The 11,490-nt window shown below is 50.3% G+C and carries 11 protein-coding genes; 7 read left to right on the top strand and 4 right to left on the bottom strand.

Annotated features, from left to right (window positions below):
* Positions 1–24 precede the first annotated feature (24 nt).
* The 3 genes from NA624_RS04605 to symE all read left to right on the top strand — a co-directional run bounded on the left by NA624_RS04605 (position 25) and on the right by symE (position 3,800).
* Positions 25–1,494 (top strand): type I restriction-modification system subunit M, encoded by a 1,470-nt coding sequence (locus NA624_RS04605; RefSeq protein ID WP_000028404.1) that lies wholly within the window; start codon positions 25–27, stop codon positions 1,492–1,494.
* Entirely contained in the window at positions 1,494–3,263 is a 1,770-nt protein-coding gene (locus tag NA624_RS04600; RefSeq protein ID WP_000257588.1) for a restriction endonuclease subunit S, read from the top strand. The genes NA624_RS04605 and NA624_RS04600 overlap by 1 nt, the downstream gene beginning before the upstream one ends.
* Before the next feature lie 216 nt (positions 3,264–3,479).
* A complete protein-coding gene (gene symE / locus NA624_RS04595; protein ID WP_001542921.1) occupies positions 3,480–3,800 on the top strand; it encodes an endoribonuclease SymE in 321 nt (106 codons plus the stop codon).
* A gap of 44 nt (positions 3,801–3,844) precedes the next feature.
* On the opposite strand, the gene NA624_RS04590 is transcribed toward symE, so the two are convergent.
* Positions 3,845–5,698: a GmrSD restriction endonuclease domain-containing protein gene (locus NA624_RS04590; protein WP_000102837.1), complete on the bottom strand. Its 1,854-nt coding sequence runs from the start codon at positions 5,696–5,698 to the stop codon at positions 3,845–3,847.
* Positions 5,699–5,833: 135 nt separating this feature from the next.
* Between NA624_RS04590 and NA624_RS04585 the strand changes: the two genes are divergently transcribed.
* On the top strand, positions 5,834–6,760 hold the full coding sequence (locus NA624_RS04585) for a DUF5655 domain-containing protein (protein ID WP_001280244.1): 927 nt from the start codon (positions 5,834–5,836) through the stop codon (positions 6,758–6,760).
* Between the two features lie 76 nt (positions 6,761–6,836).
* Here NA624_RS04585 and yjiS read toward each other — a convergent pair whose 3' ends face one another.
* Positions 6,837–7,001 (bottom strand): DUF1127 domain-containing protein YjiS, encoded by a 165-nt coding sequence (yjiS, locus tag NA624_RS04580; RefSeq protein WP_000397915.1) that lies wholly within the window; start codon positions 6,999–7,001, stop codon positions 6,837–6,839.
* Between yjiS and NA624_RS04575 the strand changes: the two genes are divergently transcribed.
* Positions 6,968–7,111: a hypothetical protein gene (locus NA624_RS04575; protein ID WP_001541460.1), complete on the top strand. Its 144-nt coding sequence runs from the start codon at positions 6,968–6,970 to the stop codon at positions 7,109–7,111. The two genes, yjiS and NA624_RS04575, sit on opposite strands and share 34 nt — an antisense overlap.
* A gap of 95 nt (positions 7,112–7,206) precedes the next feature.
* Here NA624_RS04575 and NA624_RS04570 read toward each other — a convergent pair whose 3' ends face one another.
* Positions 7,207–8,577, bottom strand: coding sequence for an NAD-dependent succinate-semialdehyde dehydrogenase (locus NA624_RS04570; RefSeq protein WP_000331407.1), 1,371 nt, complete (start codon positions 8,575–8,577; stop codon positions 7,207–7,209).
* A 40-nt stretch (positions 8,578–8,617) separates the two neighbouring features.
* Between NA624_RS04570 and NA624_RS04565 the strand changes: the two genes are divergently transcribed.
* Positions 8,618–8,761: a hypothetical protein gene (locus NA624_RS04565; protein ID WP_153247006.1), complete on the top strand. Its 144-nt coding sequence runs from the start codon at positions 8,618–8,620 to the stop codon at positions 8,759–8,761.
* Here the strand turns inward: NA624_RS04565 and NA624_RS04560 are convergent.
* Positions 8,758–9,711 (bottom strand): Rpn family recombination-promoting nuclease/putative transposase, encoded by a 954-nt coding sequence (locus NA624_RS04560; protein ID WP_000749994.1) that lies wholly within the window; start codon positions 9,709–9,711, stop codon positions 8,758–8,760. The genes NA624_RS04565 and NA624_RS04560 overlap by 4 nt on opposite strands.
* 478 nt (positions 9,712–10,189) lie before the next feature.
* Between NA624_RS04560 and mdtM the strand changes: the two genes are divergently transcribed.
* Positions 10,190–11,431, top strand: coding sequence for a multidrug efflux MFS transporter MdtM (gene mdtM / locus NA624_RS04555; RefSeq protein WP_001188922.1), 1,242 nt, complete (start codon positions 10,190–10,192; stop codon positions 11,429–11,431).
* Positions 11,432–11,490 lie beyond the last annotated feature (59 nt).

The following is an 11,490-nucleotide window of genomic DNA, read 5'->3' as shown; positions in this document are numbered from 1 at the left end:
TGTTAATGAAACATGGAACACATCATGTCAATCAGCTCAGTTATCAAATCCTTACAAGACATTATGCGCAAAGACGCTGGCGTGGACGGCGATGCGCAGCGTCTCGGCCAGCTCTCCTGGCTGCTGTTTCTGAAAATCTTTGACGCCCAGGAAGAGGCGCTGGAACTGGAGCAGGATAACTATCAGTACCCGATCCCGCAGCGCTACCTGTGGCGCACCTGGGCGGCAAACGCCGAGGGCATTACCGGCGATTCCCTGCTGGAATTCGTCAACGACGACCTGTTCCCGGCGCTGAAAAACCTCACCGCCCCCATCGATAAAAACCCGCGCGGCTTTGTGGTCAGACAGGCGTTCAGCGATGCCTATAACTACATGAAAAACGGCACCCTGCTGCGTCAGGTGATCAACAAGCTCAACGAAATCGACTTCACCAGCGCCAGCGAGCGCCACCTGTTCGGCGACATTTACGAACAGATCCTCAAAGATCTGCAATCGGCGGGCAATGCCGGTGAGTTTTATACCCCGCGCGCCGTCACCCGCTTTATGGTCGATCGTGTCGATCCGAAGCTCGGCGAGTCGATTATGGACCCGGCCTGCGGCACCGGCGGCTTCCTCGCCTGCGCGTTCGATCACGTAAAAAACAACTACGTGCAGAGCGTGGCCGATCACCAGACGCTGCAACAGCAGATCCACGGCGTGGAGAAAAAACAGCTTCCGCACCTGCTGGCGACCACCAATATGTTGCTGCACGGCATCGAAGTGCCGGTGCAAATTCGTCACGACAACACCCTCAACAAACCGCTGTCATCGTGGGATGAACAGCTGGATGTGATCGTCACCAACCCGCCGTTCGGCGGCACCGAAGAAGACGGTATCGAGAAGAACTTCCCGGCAGAAATGCAGACCCGCGAAACGGCGGATCTGTTCCTGCAACTGATCGTTGAAGTGCTGGCGAAAAACGGCCGCGCGGCGGTGGTGCTGCCGGACGGTACGCTGTTTGGTGAAGGCGTGAAAACCAAGATCAAAAAGCTGCTCACCGAGGAGTGCAACCTGCACACCATCGTGCGTCTGCCGAACGGTGTGTTTAACCCGTACACCGGGATCAAAACCAACCTGCTGTTCTTTACCAAAGGCCAGCCGACCAAAGACATCTGGTTCTACGAGCACCCGTACCCGGCGGGCGTGAAGAACTACAGCAAAACCAAACCGATGAAGTTTGAAGAGTTCCAGGCCGAGATCGACTGGTGGGGCAACGAGGCCGACAGCTTCGCCAGCCGCGTCGAGAACGAGCAGGCGTGGAAGGTCAGCATCGACGAGGTGATTGCCCGCAACTTTAACCTCGATATCAAGAACCCGCACCAGGCGGAAACCGTCAGCCACGATCCGGATGAACTGCTGGCGCAGTACGCGAAGCAGCAGCATGAGATCCAGACCCTGCGCCACCAGCTGCGCGATATTCTCGGCACAGCGCTCTCCGGTAAGGAGGCCAACTGATGGCGGTGGAAAAACTGATTGTCGACCATATCGACACCTGGACCACGGCGCTGCAACCCCGCTCCAGCGCCGGGCGCGGCAGCTCGGGTAAGATTGACCTGTACGGCATTAAGAAGCTGCGCGAGCTGATTCTGGAGCTGGCGGTGCGCGGCAAGCTGGTGCCGCAGGATCCGAACGACGAACCGGCGTCGGAGCTGCTGAAGCGCATTGCGGCGGAAAAAACCGAGCTGGTGAAGCAGGGGAAAATTAAGAAGCAGAAGCCGCTGCCGGAGATTAGCGAGGAGGAGAAACCGTTTGAGCTGCCGGTAGGGTGGGAGTGGGTAACTTTTTCACATTTAGGCCATTTTTTTGGTGGTAAAACTCCAAGTAAAATGAAAGATGAATATTGGGGAGGAACTATTCCATGGGTAACCCCAAAAGATATGAAAACGAATCTAATAGTCGACTCTGAAGATAAGGTGACTCCTTTAGCCATTGAAGATGGTTTAACCAAAGTATCTCCAGGAAGTATACTATTTGTCGCGAGGAGTGGAATTCTAAGAAGAATATTTCCAGTTGCTATAACATCGATTGAATGTACAGTTAATCAAGATTTAAAAGTATTATCGCCATTTCTCAGTGAAATTTCATACTATATACGACTGATGATGAATGGGTTTGAACGATATATAGTTGAGAATTTAACCAAAACAGGAACTACTGTTGAAAGCCTGTTATTTGATGATTTTATATCACACCCATTCATGATTCCACCATTCGCAGAACAGAATAGGATCTTAAGTACTGTAAAAAAACTTATGTCCCTATGCGATCAACTGGAACAGCACTCCCTGACCAGTCTGGACGCCCATCAACAGCTGGTTGAAACCCTGCTAACCACGCTAACCGACAGCCAGAACGCCGATGCACTGGCCGAAAACTGGGCGCGTATCAGCGAACATTTCGACACGCTGTTTACCACCGAAGCCAGCATTGACGCCTTAAAACAGACCATTCTGCAACTGGCGGTGATGGGCAAACTGGTGCCGCAGGATCCGAACGACGAACCGGCCTCTGAGCTACTCAAACGTATTGCGCAGGAAAAAGCACAACTGGTGAAAGACGGGAAAATTAAAAAGCAAAAACCGTTACCACCTATTAGCGATAAGGAAAAACCGTTTGAAGTGCCGGAGGGTTGGGAATGGTGTAAATTTGGTTTAATTTCTGAGTTTATTAACGGAGATCGGGGAAGTAACTATCCTAATAAAAATGAATACGTTGTTCACGGAATCCCTTGGATAAATACAGGTCACATAGAGAAAAATGGAACTCTATCAATAACAGATATGAATTTCATTACTGAGAAAAAATTTAATGAGTTAAGAAGTGGTAAAATTCAAAGCGGAGATTTAGTTTATTGTTTACGCGGTGCTACATTCGGTAAAACAGCATTCGTAAAACCATATGAATCTGGTGCTATCGCATCTTCTCTAATGATCATTAGACCGTTTATTAGAGAAATGGGAGAATATATATATAATTATTTAATCAGTCCATTTGGACGCTCGCAAATTTTTCGTTTTGATAATGGTTCAGCGCAGCCTAATCTATCTGCTAATAGTGTGATGCTTTATGCTTTTGCATGTCCACCATTACAAGAACAATTTAGAATTCATAAAAAAATAACTGAGCTATTTCATATATGCGATAATTTGAAATTACAAACTCAATCCGCCCAACAAACCCAGCTCCACCTTGCCGACGCCCTCACCGACGCAGCCATCAATTAACCCGCCCTTCATAAACCAATAAAGCGGCTAAATAGCCGCTTTATTCCCATCACCAAAAATAATCCATCCTCGCATCCACCCCATTATTTTCATTCATTTTCAGCTGGACTTTCCTTCTATTCCCTGATGATATATACAGGTATTTAACGCAAGACGCCCGTGCTGCAACACGAGCGCCTCGCTAATCACAATCACTATTTTAGGAGAATAGCCATCATGACTACCCCGCATTCTATTGCAGAATTCACCGATCCAGAAGTCTCCCCGACAAATAACCGCGCCGCCACCGTCAGTTATGCGAGCCGCTACCCGGAATACACCCGTATCCCCGCCATTACCCTAAAAGGCCAGTGGCTGGAAGCCGCTGGTTTTACCACCGGCAGCAAAATGGATATTAAGGTGATGGAAGGCTGCATTGTACTGACCGTGAAACCACCAGAGCCTGAGCTGGTTGAGTCTTTACGGCAAGTAAGCAAGCTGTCAGTACGTAAACAAAAGCAAGTTCAAACGTTTATCCGCGTGATTTCTTCTCAATAGGCAGGAAACCCAGGTGCGATTTAATTCGTACCTGGGTTGCAGTATCAGACATCAATCTCGTCTGTTGCTGTCTCTAATTCAGCAACATCATCCTGACTAATATTTTTCCCCATTGCCGCTTCGATCAATTTCAGCAATTGTTTTTTTCGATCGGCAAAAAATGCCTCGAAACTATCCTGCCGTAACAGCGAAGGCTCAATAAAGTGGCTGCGTAGGATCGCATCCATCTCGGCATCCTCCAGACCGACCTGCGGATGCGTCTGGATCTGCGACAGATACTCAGCCGGAGATCTCCCACCAATCATTCGGTTGGCCTTATAGGAGATTGATGTTTTATTAATGATAGAGTTATACACTGCTGGACTAATATTATTATTCTCGCACCATATCTTTGGGAAAATATGGTGAATATCGAGTGCAATCTCACCATAATCTAACTTTTGGATCGTCGACTTCCAGAAAAAGTCTTGAGCACCATTGCGTAGGATCAACACGCTTAACGCTTTATACGCGGCGCTCAATCGGGAACGTAACGTCAATAAACGCCCTGGCTGGAATGAGGCTTCATAAATCGTCCGGGGCTCTTCACCTTCCCCCTCAATCCAGTTTAGTAACTCTTCCACATCGTTTGCGATACGTGTTTCTACCGCGCCGCCGTACAGTTCCCCCAGGACACCGCACCAGAACCAGCGCGCCAGTTTGTCATAAATTTTGGGCTCCAGCCAATTGCCTTGTAATTTCGATAATACTGCCGCCAGCGGCACAAGCTGCGTACGATAAGGAAGATCCCATGAGTGCATAAAACATTCATGATGGAGAAATTTAGCGGCAAGTAAGAAGCCTTTTTCCACATCGTCGGCCCAGCAATGATAATCTTCAAGAGAAAGGGCTAATACTGAAACTCGTTTAGCACTTACTGCAGTAACTGATTTCCCTGTCTTCCCTTCGGCCAGATCGGCACGCCGTTTTTTTAGCGTATTCAATATGCTGATAGCCTGTAAAAAGTCAGTCGGCTCTACGCCCTGTAGGATAGCTTCTTTATTCAGTACATTTCGGCGGCCAAATTTTTGACGCAAATTACTGCCAAACCAGTCATCCCGAAGATTAAACCCATCAGCCGCAAAACTGGCGGTCACCAGTTCAAATACGGATAGTGGAACACCACCGGTATTAACCTTTTCAAACACCAGGCAAACGGCCTCTTTGCTAGTTGATTTACCCAATTTAATAACAGGCAGCAAATAGTTCCTAAAGGCATTCAGAATTTTTTCACGGAACTGCATATAAGTGAAAAACTTTTCTTGTGAACACTTATATAAATGACTTTCCCAGGCATCAGAGTTGATAATTTGGTTACAAGGGAAAAATAATGCTTCGCACTCTTTTTGCACGGTAGAAAAATCCATTTCAACCGTTTCCCCAAATGAGTTAGTAAAATTTTTTATATCACGACCAAAATTCATCGTTACTTTTTTAGACTTTTCAACAGAAATAAAAGCTTCATCAAGCCTATTGTCCAGAGCGGCCTCAATATCAATATAATAAAAACGGTCTATCTGCTTTCCTTTCTCGTTAAAAGTCTTAACGGGCGTATCCAGCATCAGGACTTGAGTCAAGGACGTTAAACGTTGCTGGCCATCCAGAATCAACATCTCAGGCTCGGTTTTCTGCAATTCTACATTTTCAACTGGACGCACCTGGAAGCGAACTTCTCCCCCAGTCTCCAGCAGCATAACCGCACCAACGGGAAAAGAACGGGCAATACTGACCAGCAAAGACCGGACATGCTCATCATCCCATACCCACCCTCTCTGGAAATCAGGCAACTGTACCCGTCCATCAGTAATCTGCCCCAGGATATCTTTTAAAGCAATTTTCGTCGTGTCAAACGTACTCATTCTGGCGCTCCTGCCATTTTCTCTTTTCAAATTAATAAATTACCACAAATAACATATCCTCAGACTCAATTTTATGCTTTCTGATTCTACTCTGTGCAGTATCATACCCGGTAATATGAAATTCAGGAGGGATCCATGAGCGATATCCAGCTTTTCCGCCTCGGTGGCGGGAAAGTACAAGAACTGCCGGGCAAAGCCGCAGCCATTGAAAAAGATCTGCAAATGCTGATCGAATCCCATATGGAAACGTTCCTTGGCGTCCGCTTTCTTGAGACCGAATACCACACGGGTAAAACCCATCGTGGGCGAATTGATTCCCTCGGCCTCGATGAAAATAACTGCCCGGTGATTATTGAATATAAGCGCCACAGCAATGAAAACGTCATTAACCAGGGGCTGTTTTATCTCGACTGGCTGCTCGATCATAAAGCGGAATTTCAGTTGCTGGTGATGGAGAAAATAAGTAAAACCGCGGCCAAAGCCATTGACTGGTCCGGCACACGGTTAATCTGTATTGCCGCCGATTTTAATAAATACGACGAACATGCCGTTCAGCAAATCAACCGCAATATCAACCTGATTCGCTACAAGCTTTTTGCCGACGACCTGTTAATGCTGGAACTGGTTAACGCCGTGGTCGAAAATAGCCCTCAGTACATCATCGCGAACGGTTCCGTCAGCAGCGGTAACGGTAAGCGCCATACCCGCACGCAGCGCGAACAGCTCTCTTCGGCCTCACCCGCGCTGCTTTCATTATATGAACAGCTAAAAAGTTATGTGCTGTCACTCAGTGATGAGGTTCAGTTTAAAGAGCTTAAGCTCTATGACGCCTTCCGCCTCATTCGCAACTTTCTGTGCGTAGCCGTTTATCCCGTGACCGACCCACACCTACGCCTGTGGCTGAAAATCAATCCACAGCATATCCAGCTTGAAGAAGGATTTAGCCGGGACGTCACAAACATTGGCCACTGGGGAACCGGCGACGTCGAATTGATTGTGCGTAACGAACATGATCTGGATAAAGCCAAGCTGCTGATCGAGAAAGCCTGGCAAGAAAATTAGCGTTCCAGGATACCCGCCTACTGGAGAGGTTAAGATAAGATTATCCAGCCTTTCCAGTTTTACTGGCTCTTATCTGTTATTCCACATCCTTCCTTTCCAACCCAATATCCTTTAACTGCTCGTCACTCATTCGTCGCAGCGCCTGACAGGCCCGCTTACGCAGCCACCACCTTTTTAGCGCCCGTCTGAGCTGCACAAAGCCAATGAATGGTTGTCTGGGGCGGTTCTCGTAAAATTCCATACCGGCCTCCGCATAGAACAGAAAATGCGGGCATCATGAATGTCTGTACAAACAATATCGGGATAAAAAGCACGGTTAGTGCAACGTGGATAAATAAGGAGGGCGATTGAAGGTGTTTTGTTCGCTTATTTCGTTCTGATTTAAGATCCGCGTCCTTCGCTGCAAAAAAGCCAGGCCCCTCCCGTTTTCAGAGGGGCAACAGGGATTAGCGGCGCACCACTACCAGCTTCTGGTTCACAAACTCCTTAATCCCCAGATCCGATAGCTCGCGTCCGAAGCCCGAACGCTTAACGCCGCCGAACGGCAGCTCCGCTGCGGTATCGGTCAGCCAGTTGATATAAACCATCCCGATTTCAATCCGGGAGGCCATGCGTTTAGCACGCTCAATATCCTGACTAAACACCGCGCCGCCCAGGCCGTAGTGGGAATCGTTGGCTAGTTTTACCGCCTCGTCATCGTCTTTCACCACATACATCTGCGCCACCGGGCCGAAGAACTCTTCAAAGTACGCCGGGTTGTCACGCGTAATGTGGGTCAGAATGGTCGGCTCAAAGAAGTTGCCTTTGCTTTCCAGCGGCTTGCCGCCAACGTGCAGCGTCGCGCCATTTTTCACCGCTTCCTCGACCTGTCTGGTCAATGTTTCCAGCGCATCTTTCGACGACAGCGGCCCCAGTTCGGTAGAAGCGTCCATCTGATCCCCCACCTTCACCTTCCTGAACGCCTCGGTGAACTGGCTGAGGAATTGATCGGCGATTTTCTCATGCAGGATAAAGCGCTTCGCCGCCGTACATACCTGCCCCGCATTAGTGAGCCGTGCCTGCACGCCAATTTTCACCGCTTTCTCAAGATCGGCATCGTCCAGCACGACGAACACATCGTTCCCGCCCAGTTCCAGCGTCGATTTTTTAATGTGCTTCGCCGCCTGTACCGCCACGGCGCTCCCCGCTTTTTCAGATCCGGTCAGCGCCGCGCCCTGCACGCGCGGGTCGGCGATGATATTCGCCACCTGATCGGAGGAAATAAACAGGTTGGTCCATGCGCCGTCCGGCGCGCCGGCTTCACGCACCAGATGGGCAAATGTCTCGGCGCAGTGTGGTACGATGCTGGCATGTTTCGCCAGCACCGGGTTACCTGCGGCCAGGTTCGGCGCCAGCACACGCATCAACTGATAGTACGGGAAGTTCCACGGCTCAACGGCCATGATGACGCCAATCGGATGATGTTCTACCCACGCGTCGCCAAACTCGGTTTTATAAGGCACCGGGGCAAGAAACTGCTTCGCGTTATCCGCATAATAGCGAGCGATCTGCGCGCACAGTTTGACTTCGCCACGGCTCTGCTCGATGAGCTTACCCATCTCCTGGCTGGCGATTTTTGCCAGTTCTTCAACACGGCTGTCGATCAAGTCAGCCAGTTTATGCAGTACCGGCAGACGTTGGTCAATCTCTCCTTTGGACCAGTCGGAGTGATAGAGCGCGTCAGCTTTTTGCAGCGCGGCTTCAATATCCGCGTCCGTGTCCGGGGGATACTCTTTAATGAGCTGATTATTGGCAGGATTCACTGTCTGGTAAGCCATATCACATGTCTCCTTGTTATCGTCATTAAGGCAGCCGTAAATGCCGCTCAGAACAATAAGGGTAGTAGAGATGGCTGGCGCTATCGGTAAAGTTCGGTATATTCGTGCGGTTATCAGCGATAATTACAGAGAGCGTTGCCCGGCGATCACCGGGCCTGCAACATTCAGACTGGAACCGCGTTAGTGGCTAACATCCTGAAGCTCTTCAGCCGTAAGGCCGGTGAACCGCTGGACAGTCTCGCGGTCAAGTCCGTCCGCCAGCATCTGTCTGGCGATACGCAATGCGGCAACGTGCTGACCTTTTTCCAGCCCTTTTTCTAATCCTTCCTCCAGACCGACTTGTCTTCCTTGCCGTTCCCCTTTTCTGCGATCCGCTGCGCGGATCCTCTCTATCAGCGTCATCAGTCTCTCCTTAGTGTGCGGGACATGCCCTACCACATCACGAATAAACGTGGTGAAACGAGGCGTATGTCCGTGCTGAATCATAAGATAATTAAACAGCGCTTTAAGCTGCCTGTCATTAGCGCAACCAGTAACTAACAGCGAAGCAATCCGTTCAACCAGTCCCAGCAGGTCGCGCTGGCGGATATGTTTTTGGATGAGCTCCAGCAGCGCAATGCGGCGGTGCTGCATAATGTCATCATCCGATACCACCGTTATATCAACCAGCGGAAAGGCGGCGGCATAGAGTCTTCTTGCCACTTCCGGGTTCGCAAACTCATCCAGCCAGCACAGCGAAAAAGGATACGGGCTATCAACACCGTGATAAAACAACATCGGCACCACCAGCGGAAGATGTTTATGCCCCGCATCCAGATGCTGCTGCATCGCCGCCATCGCATACCGCATCAGCCGGAACGCCATATGCGCATCCGGCGTGCTCTGATGTTCAATCACGACGTAGATATAACCGTCGCCCTCGCGCGTTTTCAGCGACCAAAGCACATCGGAATAATAGGCTCGCAGATTTTTTTCAATAAAACTGCCGGGTTCCAGCTTTAGCGTCCGCAGGTCGCAAAGCTGGCGTAACGACACCGGCAGATGAATCTCCATAAAATCGCGGGCGGTTTCCGGGTGGCGCAAAAAGGTTTTAAACACCGCATCATGCGGTGTTGAGGTCGTCGATTTTTTCATGGCGCTCCGTCACCCCAAACCAGGATGCTGCGACTCTACCTCCTGAAAATTCCTTTCTCATCCGTACCTTTTCAGCATTGCGAGGCGCGACGGAAGATAAATCCTGTTATCTGTAATGCACATGCATTTTCGGAACTGAACACGCAAAACGCCAGTCTGCGCGCCCTGCCTTTATCTTTATTAACCAGACAAACTCTTTTGATTAACATCAAAATTTAATTACACTTAATGTGTATATTTTCCGTGCAACGTAAATTTCCCGAGGTGTGATGTGCTGATTGTTATCTGTAATCGCCACACGTTCTGACGAGATTCAGAACGCGTTTCTTCCTGTCTGTGTTTTCACCGGCAGCGTTTTTGATTACATGAAATTCAGTACATCCGCAGCCGCTGTTTCCATCGCCTGCCTGACGTCACGATGACGGTATTGAGTTTCGCTGTCCCATCATGGGGTTCTCCGACATGGAGCGCATTTTTTATGCAACGGATTATTCAGTTTTTCTCCCAACGCGCCACAACGTTATTTTTCCCGATGGCGCTGATTTTGTACGATTTTGCCGCCTATCTGACGACGGATCTGATTCAGCCTGGCATCATTAACGTCGTGCGCGATTTTAATGCTGACGTCAGTCTTGCGCCGGCCTCGGTCAGTCTCTATCTGGCGGGCGGAATGGCGTTGCAATGGCTTTTGGGGCCGCTATCCGACAGGATTGGCCGCCGGCCAGTGCTGATCGCAGGGGCATTAATTTTTACTCTCGCCTGCGCGGCAACGCTGTTGACGACCTCAATGACGCAGTTTCTGGTTGCCCGTTTTGTGCAGGGCACCAGCATTTGCTTTATCGCAACGGTCGGCTACGTCACGGTACAGGAGGCTTTCGGTCAAACCAAAGCCATTAAGCTGATGGCGATTATTACCTCCATTGTGCTGGTCGCTCCGGTTATCGGCCCGCTCTCCGGCGCCGCGTTGATGCACTTCGTTCACTGGAAGGTGCTGTTCGGTATTATTGCGGTGATGGGACTGTTGGCGTTGTACGGCCTGCTGCTGGCGATGCCAGAAACGGTGCAACGCGGCGCGGTGCCGTTCAGTGCGGTGAGCGTACTGCGCGATTTTCGTAATGTGTTTCGCAACCCGATTTTTCTCACCGGGGCGGCGACGCTGTCGTTGAGCTACATCCCGATGATGAGCTGGGTGGCGGTGTCACCGGTGATCCTGATCGATGCCGGCAGGATGAGTACTTCGCAATTCGCCTGGGCGCAGGTGCCCGTATTCGGCGCGGTGATCGTGGCCAATATGATCGTTGTGCGCCTGGTAAAAGATCCAACCCGACCGCGTTTTATCTGGCGCGCCGTACCAATCCAGTTAAGCGGGCTGGCGACATTACTCCTCGGTAATCTTCTTCTGCCGCACGTCTGGCTTTGGTCTGTGCTGGGCACCAGCCTGTACGCGTTCGGCATTGGAATGATTTTCCCGACGCTGTTTCGCTTCACGCTTTTCTCCAACAACTTGCCAAAAGGGACGGTTTCGGCCTCGCTGAACATGGTGATTCTGACGGTGATGGCGGTGTCGGTCGAAGTTGGCCGCTGGCTGTGGTTTCACGGCGGGAGACTGCCGTTTCACCTGCTGGCAGCGGTGGCCGGGGTGATTGTGGTCTTCACCCTGGCGACATTATTACAGCGCGTGCGCCAGCATGAGGCGGCAGAACTGGCCGCTGAGAAGTAACTACTCTGCCGGATAGAGGCTTATCCGGCACAGGATAATCTGATGTTTTTTGCACGTTC

This window comes from Salmonella sp. NW38 (genome assembly GCF_051807745.1).
Classification (GTDB): Bacteria; Pseudomonadota; Gammaproteobacteria; order Enterobacterales; family Enterobacteriaceae; genus Salmonella; species Salmonella enterica.
The sequence above is the reverse complement of the archived record's forward strand: the minus strand, read 5'-3'. Positions and strand labels throughout refer to the sequence as shown.

Excerpts from the sequence above, each read along its gene's own strand:
- NA624_RS04605 (WP_000028404.1), top strand. The coding sequence starts at position 25 with ATGTCAATCAGCTCAGTTATCAAATCCTTACAAGACATTATGCGCAAA.
- NA624_RS04600 (WP_000257588.1), top strand. The coding sequence starts at position 1,494 with ATGGCGGTGGAAAAACTGATTGTCGACCATATCGACACCTGGACCACG.
- symE (WP_001542921.1), top strand. The coding sequence starts at position 3,480 with ATGACTACCCCGCATTCTATTGCAGAATTCACCGATCCAGAAGTCTCC.
- NA624_RS04590 (WP_000102837.1), bottom strand. The coding sequence starts at position 5,698 with ATGAGTACGTTTGACACGACGAAAATTGCTTTAAAAGATATCCTGGGG.
- NA624_RS04585 (WP_001280244.1), top strand. The coding sequence starts at position 5,834 with ATGAGCGATATCCAGCTTTTCCGCCTCGGTGGCGGGAAAGTACAAGAA.
- NA624_RS04575 (WP_001541460.1), top strand. The coding sequence starts at position 6,968 with ATGGTTGTCTGGGGCGGTTCTCGTAAAATTCCATACCGGCCTCCGCAT.
- yjiS (WP_000397915.1), bottom strand. The coding sequence starts at position 7,001 with ATGGAATTTTACGAGAACCGCCCCAGACAACCATTCATTGGCTTTGTG.
- NA624_RS04570 (WP_000331407.1), bottom strand. The coding sequence starts at position 8,577 with ATGGCTTACCAGACAGTGAATCCTGCCAATAATCAGCTCATTAAAGAG.
- NA624_RS04565 (WP_153247006.1), top strand. The coding sequence starts at position 8,618 with ATGCCGCTCAGAACAATAAGGGTAGTAGAGATGGCTGGCGCTATCGGT.
- NA624_RS04560 (WP_000749994.1), bottom strand. The coding sequence starts at position 9,711 with ATGAAAAAATCGACGACCTCAACACCGCATGATGCGGTGTTTAAAACC.
- mdtM (WP_001188922.1), top strand. The coding sequence starts at position 10,190 with ATGCAACGGATTATTCAGTTTTTCTCCCAACGCGCCACAACGTTATTT.